23 protein-coding genes are annotated in these 23,553 nt (G+C 59.9%); 15 read left to right on the forward strand and 8 right to left on the reverse strand.

Features of this window, described 5'->3' with window-relative positions; genetic code table 11:
- Positions 1-151: 151 nt before the first annotated feature.
- Positions 152-1,129 carry a DnaJ C-terminal domain-containing protein gene (locus SIAM614_RS08155; protein ID WP_006933554.1) on the reverse strand — a complete coding sequence of 326 codons (978 nt, stop codon included), beginning with the start codon at positions 1,127-1,129 and terminating at the stop codon, positions 152-154.
- Between the two features lie 197 nt (positions 1,130-1,326).
- On the reverse strand, positions 1,327-1,794 hold the full coding sequence (locus SIAM614_RS08160; protein WP_208983919.1) for an RT0821/Lpp0805 family surface protein: 468 nt from the start codon (positions 1,792-1,794) through the stop codon (positions 1,327-1,329).
- An 80-nt stretch (positions 1,795-1,874) separates the two neighbouring features.
- On the opposite strand from SIAM614_RS08160, the gene pdxH reads away from it, so the two are divergent.
- On the forward strand, positions 1,875-2,510 hold the full coding sequence (pdxH, locus tag SIAM614_RS08165; protein ID WP_040439685.1) for a pyridoxamine 5'-phosphate oxidase: 636 nt from the start codon (positions 1,875-1,877) through the stop codon (positions 2,508-2,510).
- 50 nt (positions 2,511-2,560) lie between these two features.
- On the opposite strand, the gene SIAM614_RS08170 is transcribed toward pdxH, so the two are convergent.
- The 3 genes from SIAM614_RS08170 to SIAM614_RS08175 all read right to left on the reverse strand — a co-directional run bounded on the left by SIAM614_RS08170 (position 2,561) and on the right by SIAM614_RS08175 (position 4,686).
- The gene (locus tag SIAM614_RS08170; protein WP_006933557.1) at positions 2,561-3,535 is read right to left on the reverse strand and encodes a magnesium transporter CorA family protein; all 975 of its coding nucleotides are present in this window, start codon (positions 3,533-3,535) and stop codon (positions 2,561-2,563) included.
- Between the two features lie 282 nt (positions 3,536-3,817).
- Positions 3,818-4,207, reverse strand: coding sequence for a hypothetical protein (locus tag SIAM614_RS31945; RefSeq protein ID WP_157139739.1), 390 nt, complete (start codon positions 4,205-4,207; stop codon positions 3,818-3,820).
- Between the two features lie 41 nt (positions 4,208-4,248).
- Positions 4,249-4,686 carry a hypothetical protein gene (locus tag SIAM614_RS08175; RefSeq protein ID WP_006933559.1) on the reverse strand — a complete coding sequence of 146 codons (438 nt, stop codon included), beginning with the start codon at positions 4,684-4,686 and terminating at the stop codon, positions 4,249-4,251.
- Between the two features lie 189 nt (positions 4,687-4,875).
- On the opposite strand from SIAM614_RS08175, the gene SIAM614_RS08180 reads away from it, so the two are divergent.
- Positions 4,876-5,874, forward strand: a complete 999-nt coding sequence (locus SIAM614_RS08180) for a DUF1499 domain-containing protein (protein ID WP_006933562.1) — start codon at positions 4,876-4,878, stop codon at positions 5,872-5,874.
- A 12-nt stretch (positions 5,875-5,886) separates the two neighbouring features.
- On the opposite strand, the gene SIAM614_RS08185 is transcribed toward SIAM614_RS08180, so the two are convergent.
- Complete coding sequence (locus SIAM614_RS08185) at positions 5,887-6,789, reverse strand: MBL fold metallo-hydrolase (RefSeq protein WP_006933564.1); 903 nt, start codon at positions 6,787-6,789, stop codon at positions 5,887-5,889.
- A 172-nt stretch (positions 6,790-6,961) separates the two neighbouring features.
- Here SIAM614_RS08185 and SIAM614_RS08190 point away from each other — a divergent pair, with 172 nt between their 5' ends.
- From SIAM614_RS08190 to phoB, 9 genes are all read left to right on the forward strand, one after another.
- Positions 6,962-7,447 carry an SRPBCC family protein gene (locus SIAM614_RS08190; RefSeq protein WP_006933566.1) on the forward strand — a complete coding sequence of 162 codons (486 nt, stop codon included), beginning with the start codon at positions 6,962-6,964 and terminating at the stop codon, positions 7,445-7,447.
- 247 nt (positions 7,448-7,694) lie between these two features.
- Positions 7,695-9,050: an ATP-binding protein gene (locus SIAM614_RS08195; RefSeq protein WP_006933568.1), complete on the forward strand. Its 1,356-nt coding sequence runs from the start codon at positions 7,695-7,697 to the stop codon at positions 9,048-9,050.
- 163 nt (positions 9,051-9,213) lie between these two features.
- A complete protein-coding gene (locus SIAM614_RS08200; protein WP_208983933.1) occupies positions 9,214-10,230 on the forward strand; it encodes a substrate-binding domain-containing protein in 1,017 nt (338 codons plus the stop codon).
- Between the two features lie 351 nt (positions 10,231-10,581).
- On the forward strand, positions 10,582-11,622 hold the full coding sequence (locus SIAM614_RS08205; protein WP_006933571.1) for a substrate-binding domain-containing protein: 1,041 nt from the start codon (positions 10,582-10,584) through the stop codon (positions 11,620-11,622).
- A 65-nt stretch (positions 11,623-11,687) separates the two neighbouring features.
- On the forward strand, positions 11,688-13,157 hold the full coding sequence (pstC, locus tag SIAM614_RS08210) for a phosphate ABC transporter permease subunit PstC (RefSeq protein ID WP_006933573.1): 1,470 nt from the start codon (positions 11,688-11,690) through the stop codon (positions 13,155-13,157).
- Positions 13,157-14,509, forward strand: a complete 1,353-nt coding sequence (gene pstA / locus SIAM614_RS08215) for a phosphate ABC transporter permease PstA (RefSeq protein WP_006933576.1) — start codon at positions 13,157-13,159, stop codon at positions 14,507-14,509. Before pstC ends, pstA begins: the two co-directional genes overlap by 1 nt.
- An 11-nt stretch (positions 14,510-14,520) precedes the next feature.
- Positions 14,521-15,318 (forward strand): phosphate ABC transporter ATP-binding protein PstB, encoded by a 798-nt coding sequence (gene pstB, locus SIAM614_RS08220; RefSeq protein WP_006933578.1) that lies wholly within the window; start codon positions 14,521-14,523, stop codon positions 15,316-15,318.
- Between the two features lie 31 nt (positions 15,319-15,349).
- Positions 15,350-16,045, forward strand: a complete 696-nt coding sequence (phoU, locus tag SIAM614_RS08225) for a phosphate signaling complex protein PhoU (protein WP_006933580.1) — start codon at positions 15,350-15,352, stop codon at positions 16,043-16,045.
- Between the two features lie 80 nt (positions 16,046-16,125).
- Positions 16,126-16,827 carry a phosphate regulon transcriptional regulator PhoB gene (gene phoB, locus SIAM614_RS08230; protein WP_006933581.1) on the forward strand — a complete coding sequence of 234 codons (702 nt, stop codon included), beginning with the start codon at positions 16,126-16,128 and terminating at the stop codon, positions 16,825-16,827.
- Positions 16,828-17,063: 236 nt separating this feature from the next.
- On the opposite strand, the gene SIAM614_RS08235 is transcribed toward phoB, so the two are convergent.
- Positions 17,064-17,600 (reverse strand): GcrA family cell cycle regulator, encoded by a 537-nt coding sequence (locus SIAM614_RS08235; protein ID WP_006933582.1) that lies wholly within the window; start codon positions 17,598-17,600, stop codon positions 17,064-17,066.
- A gap of 439 nt (positions 17,601-18,039) precedes the next feature.
- Here SIAM614_RS08235 and SIAM614_RS08240 point away from each other — a divergent pair, with 439 nt between their 5' ends.
- From SIAM614_RS08240 to SIAM614_RS08250, 3 genes are read left to right on the forward strand one after another with little or no spacing between them, the layout of a single operon-like run.
- The gene (locus tag SIAM614_RS08240; protein ID WP_006933583.1) at positions 18,040-19,236 is read left to right on the forward strand and encodes an aspartate aminotransferase family protein; all 1,197 of its coding nucleotides are present in this window, start codon (positions 18,040-18,042) and stop codon (positions 19,234-19,236) included.
- Positions 19,236-20,165 (forward strand): ornithine carbamoyltransferase, encoded by a 930-nt coding sequence (gene argF / locus SIAM614_RS08245; protein ID WP_006933584.1) that lies wholly within the window; start codon positions 19,236-19,238, stop codon positions 20,163-20,165. The genes SIAM614_RS08240 and argF overlap by 1 nt, the downstream gene beginning before the upstream one ends.
- Positions 20,166-20,175: 10 nt before the next feature.
- Entirely contained in the window at positions 20,176-21,162 is a 987-nt protein-coding gene (locus SIAM614_RS08250) for an Hsp33 family molecular chaperone (RefSeq protein ID WP_006933585.1), read from the forward strand.
- 772 nt (positions 21,163-21,934) lie between these two features.
- Here the strand turns inward: SIAM614_RS08250 and SIAM614_RS08255 are convergent.
- A complete protein-coding gene (locus tag SIAM614_RS08255) occupies positions 21,935-22,582 on the reverse strand; it encodes an alpha/beta family hydrolase (RefSeq protein WP_006933586.1) in 648 nt (215 codons plus the stop codon).
- 115 nt (positions 22,583-22,697) lie between these two features.
- Between SIAM614_RS08255 and SIAM614_RS08260 the strand changes: the two genes are divergently transcribed.
- Entirely contained in the window at positions 22,698-23,543 is an 846-nt protein-coding gene (locus tag SIAM614_RS08260) for a sterol desaturase family protein (protein ID WP_006933587.1), read from the forward strand.
- Positions 23,544-23,553 lie beyond the last annotated feature (10 nt).

The following is a 23,553-nucleotide window of genomic DNA, read 5'->3' on the forward strand; positions in this document are numbered from 1 at the left end:
ATATATAACTTGTTATGTAAATACGCAAGGCATGGCATTTGAGAAAGATGGAGGCCGGCGGGGGAGGGATTGGAAACAGAAAACAAGGTCGCCCCGCCAGTGGTTACAAGCGGGGCGAAAAGAAGTTTCAACGCGTTGACGCGGATGCGGCCTAGTCGAACTCCGGACCGCGTGCGCGATACGGCGTAATTTCCTTCCAGGCCCGCATCAGCGTATCCAGCTCGTCATCGCTGTGCGGCGGCATCACGATCTGCAGTTTGACCAGCAGGTCGCCGTGGCCACCGGTTTTCGTTGGCAATCCCTTGCCCTTCAGCCGCATGGTCTTGCCGCTGGAGGCATTGGCCGGAATGGTCAGATTGACGGCTCCGGACAGGGTCGGCGTGCGTACTTTCGCGCCCAGAACGGCTTCATAAAGCGTCAGCGGCAGATCGAGGTGAAGGTCGGATCCCTTCACTTCGAAAAGCTTGTGTGGTTTGAAGCGAATCTCGACCAGAGCGTCGCCGGCGGGGCCGCCGTTTTCACCCGGATGCCCCTGGCCCTTGAGCCGGATCTTTTCGCCTTCGACCACGCCCTTGGGCAGGGTGACATTCACCGTCTTGCCGCTAGGAAGCGTGACCTGGGTCTTGCCGGAGTTGACGATGTCTTCCAGCGAGGCGCGGGCGACGAGTTCCGCGTTGGCACCCTTCGTCTTGGGCGGTGCCTTGGCACGGGCTCCGGCACCGAAACCGCCACCGGGGCCGGCTCCCGCGCCGGCACGCGCACGGCCGCCGCCGAAGCTGCCGAAAATGTCGTTCAGAATGTCGTCGAAACTGCCGCCGCCGGCTCCGGACGTCTTGTGGGTGCGCGCGCCACCACCGAAGTCTTCATATCCGGAAAAGCCGTCAAAACCATGCGCCTGATAGCGCTGCTTGCCTTCCGCGTCGATTTCGCCACGGTCGAACTTGGCGCGCTTTTCCTTGTCGCCGACAATTTCGTAAGCCTGATTTGCTTCGGAAAAACGCTGCGCCGCCGTCGGATCATCCTTGTTCTGATCCGGATGGTATTTCTTGGCCAGCTTCCGAAAGGCCTTCTTGATTTCGCTCTCGCTGGCAGATTTTGCCACCCCGAGAACACTGTAGGGATCACGCATTCGTCTCACCAGGTTCCTAAGATTTTCCGGCAGGCTGACCTGCGCACTGCCTTGATCGGCAAGCCGAACGAAGCGTGCAGGTGAAGCAGGTCATGCTTGACCGGACTTGTCCTCTATATCGGGATGGATAGGAAAAAATTCCAGACCCTGGCCTTAGACTTGAGGACCTTCCGGTTTTAGCTGGTTTTCGGCTGGGTTCAAGCGTCGGCGACGTTCAGACTGGTGACTGCGAACTTTTGCGTCACGTCCCGGCAGGCCGTGCCGCTGTAGAGCTTGATCCCGACGATGGTATTTGCGGTTGTCTTGAAACCGAGACAGCCGGTCTCGCTGAACGTGGACGCGTTGATGCTCGACAAGGTGCCTGAGTTGCCGCTGATCGAATTGAGCCACGTCAGCGAAAGGGCGTCTGTCGGTTTTCCGGCGGCAAGGTCCGGGCCGATGGTGTCGAGGTTCTGCGCGATGACCGACCGGTCGTCCTCGTTGATGTCGGCGTAGGCGACATCCGATGCGGACGGAATGGAGCCCGTCAGGAGCGTCGGAGAATCGATATTGTTGCTGCCCATCGGCACGGAGAACTGGCTGCAGCCGCCAAGTGCGGTTGCAAGGGCCACGCAAAGTGCGGCTAAGGGTTGGATCTTCATGTGACCGGCAGTATATGAACGCATACGATACATTTTTCAGGCAGCCCCCCGGTCCGGCTTTTGGCGCCGCTCTAAAGGCTGTCGTTTCCTTCGACAGGTTACCGATGACAGACCTTAAAGATCCCCCTGAAGAGTTAACAAAAAGTGACTTTACAGAGGTAGTGAAACCATTTGAGCTTTTTGCAGAATGGCTTGAGGACGCCAGAGCTTCGGAGCCAAACGACCCCAACGCCCTGGCCCTGTCGACCGTCGACGAAGACGGCCTGCCCAATGTGCGTATGGTTCTGCTGAAGGACTTCGACGAACGTGGTTTCGTCTTTTACACAAACTTCGAAAGCGCCAAGGGGCAGGAACTGCTCTCCGCCGGCAAGGCCGCCATGTGCTTTCACTGGAAGTCTCTGCGCCGCCAGGTGCGCATCCGTGGTCTGGTCGAACAGGTCTCGAACGAGGAAGCGGACGAATATTACCGCTCGCGTCCGCGCGGCAGCCGGATCGGCGCCTGGGCGTCCAGGCAGTCCCGACCGCTGGAAAGCCGGTTCGCGCTGGAAAAGGAAGTGGCTAAATATACCGCCAAATTCGGCATCGGCGACATTCCGCGGCCCGACCATTGGTCCGGTATGCGTCTGGTGCCGCTTTCCATCGAATTCTGGCACGACAGGCCATTCCGCCTGCACGACCGGGTGCAATTCACCCGCACGTCCACGGATCAGCCCTGGAGCAAGGCGCGCCTCTACCCGTGATGTGCTTGCCGGGGAAGCCGCGCTTTTGAGCGGTCAGGTGGATTGAAGGATCAGAGCAGGCGTTTCCATCGGAAGAACAGGAACGTCAGTGCCACCGACGACACCATCAGGCCAAGCGAGAAAAGAAACCCGAGCTGCCAGTTCAGCTCGGGCATATTGGCAAAGTTCATGCCGTAGATCGACGCGATCAGCGTCGGCGGCAGAAAGATCACGCTGACGACGGTAAAGATCTTGGAAATCTGGTTCTGTTCCAGCGTGACGAGACCGACGGTCGCGTCCAGCAGGAAGGACAGCTTGTTGTCCAGCGCGTCGCCGTGTTCCTTGATGGAATGGATGTCCCTGCCGAACATCTTGCAGTCGGCTTCCTGCTCCTCGTTCAGGTTCAGCCGTTTGGCATGTGTGCTGAGGTAAAGCATCATCCGTGAGAGGCTTGTGCAAACGTCGTGCATCTTGGAAACATGCAATCCGATCTGCCCCAGTTGCTTGATGGCGATCTGATAACTGGCAGTCTTGCGCATGTTGAGGCCGTCGCCGAACACCTGCACGGCCAGCTTGTCATAACGGGTTGAGGCGCTTTCCATTTCGTCGGCACACCGGTCGACGATAATGTCGAGCAATGTGAACAGAACAGCCGGACCCTTGTGGGCGATACCCGAATCGGCCTGAACCTTGCGCGACAGAAGGGCGATGGACTTCGGTTCGCCATAGCGAACCGTCACCAGCCGCTTGGCGTTGACGACGAAGGTGACAGACGAAAGGGCCGGGTCGATCATCTGGGTGGCGATGGGAAGCTGCGCGGTCATCACCACGGCGCCCGGTTCCAGATAAAGCCTTTCGGATGTTTCGATGGAAGCGATCTCGTCCCGTGTCGGGATTTCCGCGCCCATCAGTTTTTCTGCTGCCTTTTGCTCTTCCGGCGTCGGGGCGATCAGGTCAATCCACACGGACGTGGACGGCAAAGGGGCATCAGAGGAAAGCTCGATACGCTCCAGCCCTTTCACCGTCGGGCAATAGGCAATGATCATGCAGCAAGTCTCCGCCGGAGGGCACGAACCGCGCCCTGTTTGGCGGCAGTTTGCCCAACAGATCGGAAGACGGCAACCATCTGAAAGAAGTAACTTTGCGGCACCCGTCGGGCTTAGCCGCTTCCGGATGGCGGACATTCAATCGTCGCCGATTGCATGTCCGTGCACTATCCCAGACCGGGGTCATACCGGCAGTAACCATGCGTCGTTCAACACCACGGCCGGCTGGCTGAAAGGAAGCCAGCGATCGGTTTGGGCGCAGGACGCGTCAGGAGCGGCTGCTCAGTTTTTCTTCTTCGCTACCGTGCCTGAATTCTTGCAAAGGGCAGCCGCATTGAGGGCTGCGATGCCGACGGGCTTGTAGAGGTTGACCAGTTTCGCGTCGGCGGTTTGCTTCGGGGCAGGGCGTGCAGGTTGCTCAGACATCTGTCTCGTCCGTTGTTTCTTCCAGTGCCCGCTCTCTGGGTTGAAATATTCATGGCTCGCGGGCGGTGTGCATGTCGTATCCAATTGCGGCAAACGGAAGGCGTAAAACACGCCTTTCAGCCGATTTCTGCATCGGATGTCAAAAAGCATGCGCTTATTGGCGGAAATCAGCCAGTCAAAAACGATAACAAGATGTAACGAATCCGGAGCGGATTTGAAGTAATACGGTAATAATTTCTTTACCAATTAAGCGCGTCGGTCATTCGGGCAAGTATATGACTGGCGGTTCATATGAAATAGCTTCTGTGATTGCGCAGTGGAGAGCCGCGCAGGGCGCTGTAGAAACCAAGACCCGACCGGGCGTAACACAGCAGCACCGCAACGGCGCATAACCCCAGTCCGGCCAGCATCAGCGCCGAGGAGATCGAAGCTCCAAGCAGGATCATCAGACCACCAGCGCTCAGGCCGATGATCAGAAGGGCAATCGTCGTTCGCAGATAATGGTAATGCGCCTGCTGCCAGCGGCCGCCCTGTTCGGCAAAGAGGAAGGCAAACCCCAGCGCGATGGGCGACAGCAGCAGCGTCAGAACAAGCAGGTGGCACAGGCAGATATTGGCAGAACCCGGCCGGAACAGGCCAAAAGGTGAAAACGCTTTTTGTTTTCCGTCACCGGTCGCGCGTTGCTCCGGTTCATTTGCCGTATGGCGGGACCGCAATCCGGTCATGCCTTACCCCGATTTGAAACTGTCATTCCGGCGTGTCTTGCTTGCACGTTTATCGTTTGCCCAGAAGGAATGTATGATGTGTTCATCGCCGAAGTGAAGTTCATTTTTGACAATTTGGCTGTAAACGAAGAAACAATCAGGTGGACAGCACGCCGCGCCGATGCGGCAGGCCATGCGAGATAGGATCTCATGAAGCGCTACGCCGTTTACAAAACAGCTTCAGCACCGGCAAGCCGAACGGCTGGCTCCGTGGCGCTGGCGCTTGCGGCAATTGCTTTTCTGGCAAAGCGCTTCGGTCTCATCGAAGCGGACGTCTTCGTCCTGTCTCTCATTGCAGCGGCAACGATTGCGCTCAGTGCCATTCTGCTTGCGCTGTTCGGCTTTCACCGGATCTGGACCTATGGCGGACCCGGCGTCCCGGCAGCGCTCACCGGGCTGTTTCTGGGCATGCTGGCACTGGCTACGCCCGTGCTTGTTGTCGGCATGCTGGTGATGCACGCAGGCGCGAGCGACCTTGCGACAAATCGAACAGATCCGCCCAGCCTGGAAACGACGGTGATTTCCGACGACCAGCCGTTTCTCGATTGGCTGAACACGGTGCTCGTGGAAGACGTCTGGCCGAGTGTCGCTGCCTATACAGGCGCCGTGCCGGATAGGAGCGTAGCCGGCACGTCGGTGGAAGATCGCCTTTATCCCGATATCGTTCCCCGCAGATACCGCATTTCCACGGCCCAACTTCATGCGGCCAGTGCCAAGGCGCTTGAAGCGCTGAACTGGCAGGTCGTCGACGAATTACCACCCGATCTCCTGGACGCGCCGACCTACCTCCAGGCCGAAGGCACCTCGCAGATCCTCGGCTTGAAACACGACATCGTCTTGCGCATTCGACCGGATACGGTTGGTGCGCTGCTTGATGTGCGCTCGCGCTCGCGCACGCCGCTCAAGGACCTGACCAACAACGCGGATCGCATCCGTCTGGTCTTCAGCGAAATCGACCGGGTGCTGCTGGAGACCTATGGCGATCTGGCGAGACTGTCCGTCGATGAGACGGAGCTGGAAGAGGATCTGCCGGCCGAACCGGTGGAGGATCTGCGCGAGACAATTCCGCTGCCGAGCTTCAAACCATATTTCGAGGATGAAGACGCGCCGGTTGCCGAAGGTCTGGATGCGGTGGATCTTGAAGGCTGATCGCCCGCAGGCTCATTCGGTGAGGCGGTAACGGGCGGTAAGCGGCAGCTCCGGGCTGGCTTCGACACGGCCACGGTTTGCCAGATCTTCCAGATGCGCGAAGACCGACAGACCTGCCGCGGGATGCAGCGCAGGATCGACGGCGGCATAAAGCACCGAAACGATTTCCGGGATCGATCTTTCACCTTTCGCCAGTTCTCGCAGGATGGAAGCTTCCCGGTCGAGCCGGTGGCGCTTCAGATCGCGGACGTAGTCAAGCGAGTTGCGAACCATGCCGCCATGCCCGGGCAGATAGATATCTTCCGTGCGGGCCAGCAATTTGTCGACGGAGGCCATATAATCCCGCATGCTGCCGTCAGGCGGTGCGACCACCGATGTCGACCAGCCCATGACATGATCCGCTGACAGCAGAACCGGTTCGCCGGTGAGCGTAAAGCACAGATGGTTGGAGGTGTGGCCGGGGGTGGCGACGGTTTCCAGCGAAATGCCGGCAGCCTCGAATACCTCGCCGTCTTCCAGCAATCTGTCGGGTGCATAGTCCTTGTCCCCGCTGGCATCGAGCGGGTTGACCTCGTTTTCCAGAAGCGCACGCGCCGGCCGGTGCGGCCCGCATCCGAGGATCTCTGCCCCCGTCCGTTCTTTCAAAAGCCGCGCGCCCGGTGAATGATCCACATGCGTATGCGTCACCAGGATTGCCTCGATTGTGGCGCCTTGTGCCGCCTTCAGGATGGTCTCGACCTGGCCTTCCAGGGCAGGTCCTGGATCGACACAGATCAGCCGGTTGGTCCCCAGAAGATAACTGTTGGTGCCGTGAAAGGTGAAAGGTCCCGGATTGTTCACCGTCAGCCGGCGCACGCCTGGCATCAGTTCGACGGCGGTTCCATATTGCGGATCGAACGCGCGATCGTGCTTCATGTTGTCTCCGGTTCGTTGTTGCGAGCAGGCAAGTGTCTTGGCGGTATCCGGGTGAAACTGCACGTCATGTATCTGACGTTTGAATCGGCTAGGGAAGCGCTACTTTGCCAAGCCGGGCCTAAATGTGAAACAGTGCGTTTGGGGTTGGAATGAACGAATTTGACGGAAAAAAATGACAAATGACACCGAGTGCCGGGTCGAAGGCATCTTGAATCTCCCACGAGCTCAGGCGTTTTCACTGTTTGTCGACCGGCTCGACCTGTGGTGGACCTCTCCATTCAAGAATGCGGGAGACGGCAAGGTGGAGGCGGGGATCGATCCTTATGCCGGCGGAAGCTGCTATGAGATCGACGCCGGCGGGCAGCACAGGGTGTGGGGAACCGTCCTGTCTCTGGAGCCTCCACTCTACGTCCGCCTTGCCTGGCAGGTCAGCCGCGATGGCGAGGAAGTCCCGGATCCTGCAACTGCAAGCCGTGTCATGGTCAACTTCCGAGAAGCGGGAGACAGCACGCGGCTGGAAATCGTCCATAGCGAGTTTCTAAGGCATGGCGAAGCCGGGGCGGAGTATCTGGAACGCATGCGTCAAGCTGATGGCTGGCCGCGCATTGTGGACAATCTGAAGGCGGCCGCCAGGCATCCCTTGCCAAAAAGCCGCTGACCGGCAGGGTTGCGCGCGGCGACGGTTCCCGGCCTTGCAAGCTGAAACCGGGCACCGTCTTCCGGCACTGCTGAGTGCGCTTTCAGGAAAGTCTTTTTTTGTCGCTTGGATGACATGTTTTCCATGTTAGGGGAGTGCTTCCATGCTGCCCCGATCTCCCTATTCCGGCCTTGCGCATTTACTGAGACGTCGAAATAGTGTCTGCACTCGGGAGACCAACCGCTGAAACGAATCCGCTCGACAGGCCATGACCCAACCGCCTTCGCCAATCGAAGAGCCCGCTGAAGATCGGCAGGCCGCATCGCCCCTGACCAGACTCGGCGAAGCCCGCTGGATTCTGCTGTTCGCGTTTGCTGCCATCACCGGTGCGGTCGTCTTGCACGAAGTGCCGTTGACGACGGGACTGCTGGTCATGGCGGCAATGGTTGTCGTCGCCTGTTTCGTTCCCCGCAAGTCATCGAGCCGCAGGGTCAAGCTGAATGCGCAGCGGGAAATCCGCAGGATGTGGCCGGGCACGGGCATGAAGGTCACCGTTGATGCCCTGCCAACCCCCTGTTTCGTTGCCGACGGGCGGGGCATCACCCGCTATGTCAACAAGCCGGCCCTGTCGATTTATGAAGGCGTGAAACCCGGTGATCCTCTGTCCTTCTCGCTGCGCGCGCCTTCGCTGCTGGAAGCGTTCGACCGTGTCTGCGCCACCGGTGAAGCAGAGAAGATAAGCTGGATCGAGAAGGTGCCGACCGAAACCTGGTACGAGGCCCATATCTCGCCGATCTACATGCCCGGCAGCGGTGTGCAGGAAAAGGTTCCGAAGCTGCCGGACTTCATTCTGGTGGTGATCCAGGATCTGACCGAGAACCGCCGGCTGGAACGCATGCGCACGGATTTTGTCGCCAATGCCAGCCATGAACTGCGTACGCCACTGGCCTCGCTGACAGGCTTTATCGAAACCTTGCAGGGGCCCGCCCGCAACGACCCGGACGCGCGCGACAGGTTCCTGTCGATCATGCTGGACCAGGCCGGGCGGATGCGCCGGCTGATCGACGACATCCTGTCCCTGTCACGGATTGAGCTGAAGGCCCATGTCCGTCCCGCGAATGAGGTCGATCTGTCGGAGATCGTGCGGCACACGGCCGATGCGCTGTCGCCGCTTGCCTCCGACATGGGTGTCGAGATCCGGCTCCAGCTTCCGGAAACGCCGGTGCGGATAAAGGGGGACCGGGACGAGCTTATCCAGGTGACGGAAAACCTGATCGAGAACGCGTTGAAATACGGTCACGACGGCAAGTTTGTTGACGTTGGCCTTTCGAAGCCGGCCGCGCCTCAGGACGCCTTGTCCTGGCAACTGTCGGTTCGCGATTACGGCGAGGGCATTCCGCGCGAACATCTGCCGCGCCTGACGGAGCGCTTCTACCGGGTCGATGTGGAATCGAGCCGGGCGATGAAAGGCACAGGCCTCGGACTTGCCATCGTAAAGCACATCCTGACGCGCCACCGCGGCCGGTTGGAAGTGGAAAGCGAACCGGGGCAGGGGGCGACGTTCAAGGTCAGTTTGCCTGCCACCGAGAACGCGGAAGGCCTGCCCGAGAAGATCTCTGCCTGAAACCGCGCAGTCGACTGTCGTATTCCTGAGACGGGAGGCTGCTAGAGGATTGCCCCAGTAAGATCGGAACAGTCTTTTGTGACCGGCAAGGCGATCCGCCGGGAGGAATACCCGGTGTTCCGGATCGCGCCCGCATTATTCGTCCAGGAGTTTTGACGTGCCGATATGTTTTTCTGCTCGCGCTGCCTTGTGTGGTCTTTTCTGCCTGGTGTCTCTGAGCGCCGAAGCGCGCGACCGATTGCTTATTGTCGGTTCGTCCACGGTGTTTCCCTTTTCAACCGCGGTCGCGGAAGCAGTCGGCAACAGCGGTATGAAGTTCCCGATTGTCGAATCCACAGGGTCCGGTGCGGGGTTTGCGCTGTTCTGCAGTGGCGTCGGCGAACACACGCCGGACATCACCAACGCCTCCAGGCGCATGAAGGCGCCGGAACTGGAAACCTGCCACGCCAACGGTGTTACGCCTGTCGAAGTGCAAATCGGTTATGACGGCATCGTCCTGGCCAATTCACGCAAGGGGCCGAAGTTCACCCTGACGGTCGAGCAGATCTTCGAGGCGCTGGCGGAGAAGCTGCCAGAGAAGCAGCCAGGGAAGCTTCCGGCGAACGGGCAACTTGTCGACAATCCAAACCTCGCCTGGTCGGATATCGACGCCACGTTGCCGCAGGAAAAGATCGAGGTGCTGGGGCCGCCGCCAACGTCCGGAACCCGTGACGCCTTCGAGGAACTTGTCATGGAAGAGGGCTGCAAGGCAGTCAAGGATCTGGAGAAGGGCGGCTGCACCCGGATACGTCGGGACGGCAGCTTTGTGGAGGCCGGCGAAAATGACGACCTGATCGTCGGCGCGCTGGAAGCCAATCCCGTAACGGTCGGTATCTTCGGCTATTCCTTCCTGATGCAGAACCGAGACAAGATCCAGAGTGTCGGCGTCAACGGGGTCGAGCCGACGTTCGAAAAAATTGCATCTGGCGAATATCCGGTGTCCCGTCCGCTGTTTTTCTACATCAAGAAGGAACACGTCGGCCTTATTCCAGGCATGGAGGCGTATATATCCGCCTTCACCAGCGACGAAGCCTGGGGCGATGACGGTTACCTGGCGGGCAAGGGACTGATTCCCCTGTCTGCGGAAAAACGCAGGCAGCAAGCTGCCGAGGCGCAGGCGCTTCCGGCCCTGCATCTCTGATCTGCCGATACCTGATCGCGTAACCGTAACTGGCCGTCACGGAAGGTGCCGCAGAGCATGCCTGATCGTGTCTGAGAGGGCAGGCTGACTAAAAAGCGTCACTGCCAACTTTGCCGATGCAGGTGAGAGACGCACACTGTGCACTCTGACGCCTGTTTTTGTGACTGGCTGCGACACAAAACCGTCAAGGAGCGGTTTTTATCGAGCAATTTCAATTGCTTAAATTGTCACAAAACTGAAAAGGAACTGTCATAGAACTCTCATCCGTGGAGCCTAGGTTCCCCGCATCGCTCGTGCAGATCAAAGCGCGGTGATCATCTAGAAACCTTGACATTCAAAGGGAGTGGTCAAGTGAAATTTACGACCCTCGTTAGCGCAACTGCTCTTGCCGTTGCTTCCACTGCATTCGTTGGTTCGGCTCAGGCCCGCGACCAGGTGCAGATTGCTGGTTCTTCCACGGTTCTTCCTTATGCTTCCATCGTTGCTGAGGCATTTGGCGAAAACACCGACTTCCCGACCCCGGTTGTCGAGTCCGGCGGCTCCTCTGCAGGTCTGAAGAAATTCTGCACCGGTGTTGGTGAAAACACCATCGACATCGCAAACGCTTCCCGCGCTATCCGCGAGAAGGAAATCAAGGCTTGTGCCGAAGCTGGCGTGAAAGACATCATCGAAGTCCGTATCGGCTACGATGGCATCGTCTTCGCTTCCCAGAAAGACGGCCCGGCTTTCAACGAATTCACCCAGGTGCAGTGGTTCAACGCTCTGTCCCCGAAAGTCCTGAAGGACGGCCAGATCGTCGACAACCCGTACACCAAGTGGTCGGAAGTTGATGCTTCCCTGCCGGACGCAGAAATCGCTGCTTTCATTCCGGGAACCAAGCACGGCACCCGTGAAGTGTTCGAAGAAAAAGTTCTGGCTGTCGGCTGTGAAGAATCCGGCGCTCTGAAGGCCATGATCGACGGCGGCATGTCCGAAGACGACGCAGAAGATGCTTGCATCGCAGTTCGCACCGACGGCAAGTCTGTCGACATCGACGGCGACTACACCGAGACCCTGGCCCGCATCGACTCCAACCCGAACGGCGTTGGCGTATTCGGTCTGGCGTTCTACGAAAACAACACCGACAAGCTCAAAGTGGCAACCATGGCCGGCGTTGCTCCGTCCACTGAAACCATCGCTGCTGGTGAGTATCCGGTTTCCCGTCCGCTGTTCTTCTACATCAAGAAGGCACACATCGGCGTGATCCCGGGCCTGAAAGAATACGCTCAGTTCTTCGTTTCCGACGAAATCGCTGGCCCTGACGGCCCGCTGGCCCAGTATGGCCTGGTTTCCGATCCGGAGCTGGCTGCTACTCAGGCTTCCATCGAAGCCGAAGAAACGATGGGCAACTAAGCACATCTTTCCGAAAGGGCGGCTTCGGCCGCCCTTTCTTTCTTCTTTGCCGGTTGGGTCGCCCTATGTCACTTCCCTATATTCTTATTGCGCTGCTGGTACTGGCTGTCGCCGGATACATAGTCGGCCGCGGAAAAGCGTTAAGTTCTGCTGGAGGGGATTCGCGAGAGCTCCATTCCCTGCCCGGCTACTACGGCTGGAACGTCGTCGTTTCGATACTGGTTCCCGCCCTCCTGCTGCTCATTGCGTGGTTGATCATCCAGCCGATCGTTCTGGACAGTCAGGTATCTTCCAAGATTTCCGAAGAGACCATCGCCGCAAGCTCGCTCGATCTCATCATGAGCGACGTCGTGCGTGTTGCTGAAGGTCTCGACCTTGCCGTTTCTCAGGGCGTTATGTCGGCCGATATGGCGTCCTCCATCCGGACCGAGCTGACTGACGTGCGCAGCCGTCTCGGCGAGATCGGTGTTGCGCTCGGGTCCGAGGTGACCGCCGAAACGCTACGGGCCGCACAGACCTACCGCAGCATTTCCGGCACTGGCCTGCTGCTGCGGTCCATCGCCGTTCTGGCTGCCGGTCTGATCGGTTTCGCCGTCGGTGTGATGCGCACCAACAAGGATTTCCGTGCCCGCAATGTGGTGGAAACGGTTGTCCGCTACATCCTGATCGCCGCGGCCTCCATCGCCATCCTGACGACTGTCGGCATCGTGCTGTCGCTGATCTTCAACACGGTCGAGTTCTTCCGGCTCTATCCGGCCGCGGACTTCTTCTTTGGCCTGACCTGGGCGCCGAGCTTCGGTGGCGGATCGGAGCTAGGCATCGTGCCGCTGATCTGGGCGACCATGTATATTTCCCTGATCGCGCTCGCCGTTGCCGTCCCCATCGGCCTGTTCGCCGCAATTTACCTCTCCGAATATGCAACGTCGCACGTGCGTGCCGTCGCGAAGCCTTTACTTGAGATCCTGGCCGGTATCCCGACCATCGTTTACGGCCTCTTCGCGCTGCTGACGGTCGGCCCGCTCCTGATGAATGTCTTCGGCTCCGGTGGTGCGCTCGGCGTAAGCTGGATGTCCGGTGCTTCCTCGGTGTTCACCGCGGGTGCCGTCATGGGCATCATGCTGATCCCCTTCGTCAGCTCGCTCTCCGACGACATCATCAACGCCGTGCCTCAGGCCATGCGTGACGGCTCGCTCGGCCTTGGCGCGACCCATTCGGAAACCGTGAAGCAGGTCATTCTGCCGGCGGCTCTGCCGGGCATCGTCGGCGCTATCCTGCTGGCGGCCTCGCGTGCCATCGGTGAAACCATGATCGTTGTTCTGGGCGCAGGCGCAGCCGCCCGGCTCAGCATGAACCCGCTCGAAGCGATGACCACCGTGACCGCGAAGATCGTCAGCCAGCTCACCGGCGATGCCGACTTTGCCTCCCCGGAAGCCCTGGTCGCCTTTGCGCTCGGCATGACCCTGTTCGTCGTGACCCTGGGGCTCAACATCGTCGCGCTCTACATCGTGCGCAAATATCGGGAGCAGTACGACTAATGACCGACACGACCCTTACGCCTCCGTCGGGCAAGACCAGTGCTCCGACCCCGAACAAGATCACGTCGATCCTCGAACTCGATCCGCTGACCAAGAAGCGCAACGCCGCTGAAGCCCGCTTCAAGCTTTATGGCATAATCGCCATCGGCATCGGCCTGTTCTTCCTCGTCGCGCTGTTGTGGGCGATCCTCTCCAACGGTCTCGGTGCTTTCAGCCAGACCTTCGTCAAGGTGGATGTCCCGCTAAACCAGCAGCAGATTGATGACGCGGAAAAGTCGGTGGTCAAGACCTCCAAGTACCGGGCCATCATCGACGACGCCTTCGCCAAGGAACTCGCCGGTGCCAACATCACCACCGAAATGTCGGCCAAGGACCTGCAGAAGCTGTTCTCGTCAGGCGCTGCCGCAACGGTTCGTGACTATGCGCTTGCCAATCCGGACAAGGTCGGCACGACCGTCACCTTCGAACTGATCGCCTCTTCCCGTGTCGACGGTTACCTGAAGGGCCGCGTCAAGCGGGAAGACCTTGCCGAAGACAAGAACCTGGATGCGGCGCATCTGGATCTTGTCGATCAGATGAAGTCCGCCGGACTTCTGGAAAAGCGCTTCAACTGGTCCTTCATCACCGGAACCGATGCGTCCGACAGCCGCCCGGAACAGGCCGGCATCGGGGCGTCAATGATCGGCTCGCTGTTCATGATGCTGGTGGTGCTGTTCCTGTCGCTGCCGATCGGTGTGGCCGCTTCCATTTACCTGGAAGAGTTCGCACCGCAGAACAAGTTCACCGATCTCATCGAGGTGAATATCTCCAACCTGGCTGCGGTGCCGTCCATCGTGTTCGGTATTCTCGGCCTTGCGGTGTTCATCCAGTTCATGCACCTGCCGCAATCCGCACCGCTGGTCGGTGGCCTGGTGCTGACGCTGATGACGCTGCCGACGATCATCATCTCCACCCGCGCTTCGCTGAAGGCCGTTCCGCCGAGCATCCGCGACGCGGCACTCGGGATCGGCGCATCCAAGATGCAGTCGATCTTCCACCACGTGCTGCCGCTGGCCATGCCGGGCATCCTGACCGGGACGATCATCGGTCTGGCGCAGGCCCTTGGGGAAACCGCTCCGCTGCTGCTGATCGGGATGGTCGGCTTCATCGCCTCGAACTTCCCCGATGGTGTGGCAGCCGGTTTCTTCTCTCCGAACTCGGCCATGCCGGCCCAGATCTACGAATGGGCGAAACGCGCCGATCCGGCATTCTATGAGCGCGCATGGGGCGGGATCATCGTGCTGCTGGTGTTCCTCATGACCATGAACATTATCGCTATCATCCTGCGCCGCAGGTTTGAGCGCCGCTGGTAAGGATTGCTCCGATGAACGAGATGCCGAATTTTGAACAGGCGAAAACCATGACCGAAAGCAAAATTTCCGCGAACAAGGTGCAGGTCTATTATGGCGATACGCACGCCATCAAGGACGTGGACATCGAAATCCAGCCGCGCTCCGTAACGGCCTTCATCGGCCCGTCGGGATGTGGCAAGTCGACCTTCCTGCGCACGCTCAATCGCATGAACGACACCATCGACATCTGCCGTGTCGAGGGTTCGATCAAGATCGACGGCGAGAATATCTACGATCCCAAGGTCGATCCGGTGCAGCTTCGCGCCAAGGTCGGCATGGTGTTCCAGAAGCCGAACCCGTTTCCGAAGTCGATCTACGACAACATCGCCTACGGGCCGCGGATCCACGGCCTGTCCCGCAGCAAGGCCGAGCTGGATGAAATCGTAGCGTCCAGCCTGCAGAAGGCCGGTCTTTGGGAAGAAGTCAAAAACCGTCTGGACGAACCGGGTACCGGCATGTCGGGCGGTCAGCAGCAGCGTCTTTGCATCGCCCGTGCGATTGCCGTGAGCCCGGAAGTGATCCTGATGGACGAACCGTGCTCGGCGCTTGACCCCATCGCGACCGCGAAGGTGGAAGAGTTGATCGACGAGCTGCGCGAAAACTTCACCATCGTGATTGTGACCCACTCGATGCAGCAGGCTGCCCGTGTGTCTCAGCGTACCGCGTTCTTCCACCTCGGTGTTCTGGTGGAGGAAGGTCTGACGGAGGACATCTTTACCAATCCGAAGGACAAGCGTACGCAGGACTACATTACGGGCCGCTTCGGCTAAGCATTTATTAGGTTTCTGAAGGGGACACAGGATGTCTGAACATACAGTCACGGCTTACGATGACGAACTGACGGCCATGGCCGGCAAGGTCGCCGAAATGGGCGGCATTGCCGAAAAGGCTTTCGCCGATGCGGTCTCTGCGCTGGTGTCGCAGGATCTGGAGCTTGCCAAGGCGACGATCAAGGGCGATGTCCGTCTGGACACCCTTTACAACGAACTTGAAGTCAAGCTGATCGAGCTGATCGTCCGCCGCCAGCCGATGGGGCAGGACCTGCGCGAAATTACCGCCGCCACCCGCATTGCCAACGACCTTGAGCGTGTCGGTGATCTTGCCAAGAACGTGGCCAAGCGGGTGATCGCCATCGACAGCGACTTGCAGTCCAAGAAGCTTGCGATCGGCGTCGAGCACATGACCGAACTGGCACTGTCCCAGCTCAAGCAGGTGCTGGATGCCTACACCCGCAAGGATGCGGAAGCCGCTCGCCGGGTTCAGGAAGCCGATGCCGAGGTCGATGCGATCTATACGTCCATCTTCCGCGAACTGCTGACCTACATGATGGAAGACCCGCGCGTGATCACCCAGTGCGTCCATCTGTTGTTCTGCGCCAAGAACATCGAGCGCATCGGCGACCACGCGACCAATATCGCCGAGAACGTCTATTACATGGTCACTGGCGAACGTCTGCCGGAGGACCGGGCAAAGGTTGACGAAACAGGTGCGGTCTGACCCGCCCGTATTCGTCGGATTTGCAGAAGATCTTAACGGCCGGCGCTTCGGCGCCGGTTGCGGTAATTGGAGCGAGATGTATGCCGAAGGTGCTCATCGTTGAAGACGAAGAACCGCTCAGCCTTCTTTTGAGATACAATTTGGAAGCAGAAGGGTACTCGGTCGAGTCCTGTGTCCGGGGCGACGAGGCGGAAATCCGCCTGCGCGAAAGCCTGCCGGACCTGTTGCTGCTCGACTGGATGCTGCCGGGTCTGTCCGGAATTGAACTGTGCCGCCGCCTGAGAGCGCGCGAGGACACCGAACGTCTGCCGGTCATCATGCTGACGGCGCGCGGCGAGGAAGCAGAGCGCATCCGCGGCCTGTCGACCGGTGCCGACGACTATGTGGTCAAGCCTTTCTCGGTGCCGGAGCTGATGGCCCGCGTGCGCGCCATTTTGCGGCGGGCAAGCCCGGAAGTGGTGTCCACCATGCTGCGGTCCGGCGATATCGAACTGGATCGCGAAACACACCGCGTCCGCCGCAACGCCAAGGAAATTCACCTGGGACCGACCGAATTCCGCCTGCTGGAATTTCTGATGACTTCCCCCGGCCGTGTCTTCTCCCGCGAGCAATTGCTGGATGGTGTCTGGGGGCATGATGTCTATGTGGACGAACGCACAGTCGACGTTCACGTGGGCCGCTTGCGCAAGGCCCTGAACAAGGGCAAGGCGAAGGACCCGATCCGCACCGTTCGTGGCGCCGGATATGCCTTCAACGACCAGTTCACCTCCGCAACTGCCTGAGGGCAGAGCGCGGAACATGCGATCAGAAGCCCGCTGTCGAGCGGGCTTCTTTGTATCTGGGGGGCTCTGTCCTTGCAAGAGCTGTCTGCGACTTCGCAGCTAGGTCCCGCGTGAAGGCCTTGCTCGGGCCAAGGCAAGACGCCGAAGCAAAACAAGGGCATCTGCCTTGGGAGCGCCCTAACAAAAAGCCCACCAGAACGGCGGGCCTTTCATGAACTGGTCTTGCCTGGAGGCTATCAGCCTGCCTGAGCCATTGTCTTGCGGTCGCGGCGGCGGTCGGCGACCGGCTGATACGCGATCTTGCAGTGATGGGCGCAGTAGGGGACGCCGGCATCGGAGTGGCGGCCGCAGAAGTAGAAGTCGTCGGTCGCCGGATCGCCGATCGGCCATTTGCAGGTCCGCTCGGTCAGCGTCAGGATGGTCGCGCGCTGGGAGATCGGCACCAGCTCGGCAATCGGCTCGACGCGCGGCTTGGCTTCCATCACCGGCGCAGGCGCCATATCCGCCTTCAGCGCCGTTGCGCCGATGGACTGCGGATGAGAGGTAGTCGGTTTCTTTGGCGCAGCGCCCGTTGCCGGAGCTGCCGTCCGCGGCCGGCGCGGCTTTGCGCTTGAAGATGTGGATTTGGCACGGCCGGACAATCCAAGGCGGTGCACCTTGCCGATGACGGCATTCCGGGTGACGCCACCCAGTTCTCCCGCAATCTGGCTCGCGCTCAAGCCGTCGCCCCAAAGCTTTTTGAGAAGCTCAACCCGTTCGTTTGTCCAACTCATCGCCGCACCCTTTAGTTTGACCGACCTGCGGCCATTAACCCCGTGTTAAGCATGCGTAGGCACGCTTACTGATGGCATATCTAGTGCCTCTTGGTGATTTGCCTCACGAGATCTCGTGTCTGATTGTTCAGAGGTTACAATAACGTTAATTTGTCAGGCAACCACCGGACCCAAACCAGTTGGGGATGAAACGACTTTTCCCCAATTATGGCGAGGTCATTGAGAATTTTATGAAATCCGTCTTCCTGGGTGGGGGAAATGTCTTGTGCGCCATTTCCATTGACAGTGCACGGTACCGGCAGTGTATAAGGAAACCGCTACGTGCCGCCTCATCGGGGCGGCACGTTGCGTTTTGGCCCTTCGCCCTCTTTCCAGATGGCGGCCCGGCGTCAGGGCGACGCAGGGACAGCAGGGGCGTTTAAAGGAGACAAACGAGGTTATGTCCGCGACTGCACTATTCGGAAATTACGCAAGATCGAACCTGTCTTTCGATCACGGGGAAGGTGTCTGGCTGGTAACCACCGACGGCCGACGATTCCTCGATTGCGGTTCCGGCATCGCGGTCAACGCACTCGGTCATGCCCATCCGCATCTGGTCAAGGCGTTGCAGGATCAGGCCGCCAAGTTGTGGCACACGTCCAACCTGCATCAGATGCCCGATGGCGAGCGGCTGGCGCAGCGTTTGTGCGCAGCAACCTTCGCCGACAAGGTGCTGTTCGTGAATTCCGGCGCCGAGGCGATGGAAGCTGCCATCAAATGCGCGCGCCGCTATCATTATGACAACGGCAATCCCGAACGGTTTCACATCGTCACCTTCGAAGGCGCCTTCCACGGCCGGACCATCGCGACCATCGCGGCGGGCGGCCAGGCAAAATATCTTGAAGGCTTCGGTCCGAAGGCCCCCGGTTTCGACCAGGTGCCGGCCGGCGATCTGGATGCGCTGAAAGACGCCATCGGTCCGCAAACGGCGGCGATTGCCATCGAACCGGTGCAGGGTGAGGGCGGGATCCGCGAAATTCCGGCCGACTTCCTGCGCGCGCTGCGCAAGATCTGTGACGACAACGGCATTCTGCTGATCTTCGACGAGATCCAGACCGGTGTCGGACGGACCGGCAAGCTGTTCGCCTACCAGTGGGCGGGCGTGGAGCCGGACCTGATGGCGATCGCCAAGGGCATCGGTGGAGGTTTCCCTATGGGCGCCTGCCTGGCAACTGCGGAAACCGCAGCGGCCCTTTCGCCTGGAACCCACGGCACCACCTTTGGCGGCAACCCTCTGGCCATGGCTGTCGGCAATGCCGTGCTGGACGTGGTGCTGGAAGACGGGTTCCTGGAAGGGGTTTGCCAGAAAGGCCTCAGCTTCAAGCAGAAGCTGGCCGGGCTGGTGGACAGCCATCCGGACGTTCTGGCGGAAGTACGCGGCAGTGGCCTGATGCTCGGCCTGAAGTGCGTGGTGCCGGTGGCAGATTATGTGCTTGCGGCCCGTGAAGCCGGTCTGCTGGCAGTACCTGCCGGCGATAACGTGGTGCGCATCATGCCGCCGCTGACCATGAGCGAAGAAGAAATTTCCATTGCTGTCGAGCGCCTGGAACAGGCTGCTGTCGCCGTGGAAGCGAAATTGGCGGAAGGAGCGGCCTGATGACCGCAAACGGAACCTACCGGAATTTTCTGGATCTGACGGATTTCGAAGGCGACGAACTGCGCGCCATCCTGGACACCAGCCGCAAGATCAAGTCGAGCCGAAACGGCGTGCATCGCGGCCAGGGGCCTCTGGCCGGCAAGATACTGGCCATGATCTTCGAACAGCCGTCGACCCGCACGCGGATTTCCTTCGATGTCGGCATGCGCGAACTTGGCGGCGAGACCCTGATGCTGACCGGTGCGGAAATGCAGCTCGGCCGCGGCGAGACAATCGCCGATACGGCACGGGTTCTGTCCCGTTTTGTCGACGCGATCATGATCCGCATCCTCGATCACAACGACCTGCGCGAACTTGCGGAAAATGCAACGGTGCCGGTGATCAATGGGCTGACCAAGCTCTCGCATCCCTGCCAGATCATGGCAGACCTGTTGACCTTCGAAGAGCATCGCGGTTCGATCAAGGGCAAGAGCGTTGCCTGGACCGGTGACAGCAACAACGTGCTGGCCTCCTGGGTCCACGCCGCACCGCGCTTCGATTTCGAATTGCGCATCGCGACGCCGGGCGAACTGGCGCCGCCGATGGACCTGATCGAGGCTGCCCGCGCCAAGGGTGGTTCCATTCAGGTCACGACGGACCCATATGAGGCAGTCAAGGGGACCGACTGTGTCGTGACCGACTGCTGGGTGTCCATGGGGGATGACGACGCGGAATCGCGTCACAACCTCCTCAGCGCCTATCAGGTCAACAAGCGTTTGATGGCTGAGGCAAACCAGGACGCCCTGTTCATGCATTGCCTGCCGGCTCACCGGGGTGAGGAAGTCACCTCGGACGTCATGGACGGTCCCAACTCCGTTGTGTTTGACGAAGCCGAAAACCGGCTCCATGCCCAAAAGGGCATTCTGGCCTGGTGCTTCGGCGCAGCATAAGGCAAGCCAAGTGGCACTTAATCTTGATGAACTGGGCATTACGCCTGCAGGGCTGGACGCTGTCCGGCCCTTTGCCGTGGAAGGGCTCGATGTGCGCGGCCGTGCGGTCGCGCTTGGTCCCGTCCTGGAAAAAATTCTAGCCCGTCACGCCTATCCGGAGCCGGTCTCGCGCCTGCTGGCGGAAGCGATCGTTCTGACCAGCCTGCTGGGCACGTCGCTGAAATTCGACGGCCGCTTCACGCTGCAGACGCAGACGAAGGGGCCGGTGTCGATGCTGGTTGTCGACTTCAAGACACCCGACGCGATCCGTGCCTGCGCGACCTTCGATGCCGCGGAAGTCGAGGCCCTGATAGCCGACGGCAAGGCGACGCAGGAGGCCCTTCTGGGCCATGGACACCTGGCGATGACCATCGACCAGGGTCCGCACATGCAGCGCTACCAGGGACTGGTGGAGCTGGATGGCGTGTCTCTGGAGGAAGTGGCACGGCGCTACTTCGAACGGTCAGAGCAGATCCCGACGGAAGTGCGTCTTGGTGTCGGTGAACTGTTCACCCGCCAGGAAGGCGAAGGCCATGCGAAAACCTGGACCGCCGGAGGTATCCTGATCCAGTTCCTGCCCCAGGCACCGGAACGCATGCGTCAGGCCGACATCGATCCGGGCGATGCCCCCGAAGGTACGCGCCCGCACGAGATCGACGAGGACGATGCCTGGGCGGAAGCCAAGGTTCTGGTCGAAACGGTCAAGGATGTCGAGCTGACCGACCCGGAAGTCAGCGTGGAAATGCTGCTTTTCCGCCTGTTCCACGAACGCGGCGTCCGCCTCTTTGAACCGCAGCCGCTGGCCGACAAGTGTAGCTGCTCGCGCGAGAAGATCGAGAATGTTCTCGCAGGGTTCAGCCAGGACGACGTCGACCACATGACAGTCGACGGCAAGATCATAGTCACCTGCGAATTCTGCAGCACCCGCTACGAATTCGACGGCAGGCCCGGTCAGTAAGCCGGAGGGAAGAGCAATTGAAAAAGCCCGGATCGGAAACGGTCCGGGTTTTTTGTTCCCTGCGGCCTAAGCCCCTCATCCTTGAACGATGAATTTGGGTGACTGAACCCACGCTCTCAGTTTTCCGGTGGACTGAGAGGTGGCGGGCGTGCCGAGTTCATCCCGAGGAAGCGCTTTAGCGCTGTCTAGCAGGATGGACCGCTTGCGCAAAAGGTCACCACTCCTGTTTGAGTGGACGACTCTGACCGCTACCGGCATCGCCCGGGCGACCGCTAGGCGACGCAGGACCCATTCCTTTCCAGAGAGCCGGTGAAGGAAGCGCACTGGTTTCAGCAAGCAGTGATGCGAGTAGGCACCGGATCTGCGCTGCGCTTGTCCGGTGTGACACCCAGGGGTGGGGCGAGCGTATCTTTGATGAGACACAGCAAACTTGCGGCTAAAGATGCTCATGTCCGTTGGAAGAGACGTCCCAGCATCCCGATCAGCCATAAAACTTGAGCCGTCCCACCTCCATCATCCTCATCCTGAGGAAGCGCTTTAGCGCTGTCTCGAAGGATGGGCTGCTTGCTCAAAACGTCACCGCTCGTGTGTTGACAGAAGTCTCAGATCGCTACCGGGGGCACCCCCGGAGCAACCGTAGGGAGACCAGGAACCCACTCATTCCCGGAGAGGGCAAAAGCAACACACCGGCTTCGGCTAGCGGCCTTGCGGGCAGGCCACGTGGACTTGCACTGCACTTGTCCGGTTGGGAAGGCCAGAGGTGTGGCAGGCCTTAACTCGCCAACCCGTCCACAAATGCCCTGACGGCTTCTGCGGCCAGAGTGATGTTGCCGTCTAGCGTTGCCGGTGACTTGCCGCGCGGGCCGAAGTCGTGGTTGCCGTCTTCGAGATAAGACAGGCTGACATGAGCGGGCAGGGTGACTTCGTCGAGTTCCGCCTTCGAGCCGAAAGGATCCCGATCGCCCTGCAGCACCAGAACCGGCCGTTTGGCGTCCTGCAGTGGCTGGAGCCGCCACTCGGCATCAGCCTTGCCGGTGGGGTGGAAGGGGTAGCCGAAGCAGGCAACGCCCTTGACGCGCCCGGGCAGCGAGCCGCCGCCTGCCAGCATCGCGGCGACCCTGCCGCCCATCGATTTGCCGCCGATCAGCAGCGGGCCGTCGCTCTGGCTGAGAACAGATTGCAAGGCCGTCTGGAACTCGGCAATCAGCTTGTCGGCCCGTGGTGGCGGTTTTTTCGGGCCTCCGGTCCGGCGGCCTGCCATATAGGCAAATTCGAAGCGTGCCGCTGCAATGCCCTCGCGTGCGAGAGCCGCCGACAGCTTGTTCATGAAGGCCGAGTCCATGGCCGCACCGGCCCCATGGGCCAGCAGCAGGGTTGCCACGGCGGGCGTTTCGGGGCAGGTCCAGAGAAAGTCGGTCATGATGATGTGATCTGTCGCAGCGGCAAGAAATGATATCAGGAGTATTGTTGTACCGCCCTATCGTGCCATCGGGACTGTGGCAAGCTGCATTAGTCAGGACGTTTCAAAAGACCCCATGTTTGACCAGATCGACATCAACCAGCTTCGCATGGCCTGTTTCGCCGGCATCTTCCTGATAATGGCGCTGCTGGAGGCAGGTTTGCCGCGGCGGCGCCTGAAAAGCAGCCGTTTCAAGCGCTGGCCGACCAACTGGGGCATTGTCCTGCTCGATGCCCTGCTGGTGCGGCTGATCTTTCCAATCGGCGGTGTCGGCCTGGCGCTGCTGGCGCAGGAAAAGGGCTGGGGCCTTTTTGCGCTGCTGGGCTGGTCAGGTTTTCTGGCTGGTTCGATAACCTTCATCGTGCTCGATCTGGCTGTCTGGTTCCAGCATCTGGTGTCGCACAAGGTTCCTCTTTTCTGGCGCATTCACCGCATGCACCATGCCGATAGCGAAGTCGATGCGACGACGGCGCTGAGGTTCCACCCGATTGAAATTCTGCTGTCTTTTCTCTGGAAAGGGCTGGTCATCATCGCGCTTGGAGGTCCGGTCGAAGCAGTGCTGATCTTCGAGATCGTCCTCAACGGGTCTGCGGTGTTCAGTCACGCCAATGTCCGGCTGCCGCTTTGGCTGGACCGCCCCTTGCGGTTTCTGATTGTCACCCCAGACATGCACCGCATCCATCATTCGGTGCTGCCGCATGAGACGGATTCCAATTACGGGTTCTATCTTTCCGTTTGGGATCGTCTGTTCGGAACCTACGTGGAAGATCCGGAGCAGGGGCATGAAACCATGGAAATCGGGCTCGGTGCGGCGCTCACACCGCGAGCACACTCCTTCGCCTTCAGTCTGTGGATTCCATTCCTGAAAAATCCGGACCGCTTCAGGAAGGCAGACCTGGGGAAACCGACACCCAAGAGCTGATGGTGTTCCT

Origin of the sequence: Roseibium aggregatum IAM 12614 (assembly GCF_000168975.1) — a bacterium.
Classification (GTDB): Bacteria; Pseudomonadota; Alphaproteobacteria; order Rhizobiales; family Stappiaceae; genus Roseibium; species Roseibium aggregatum.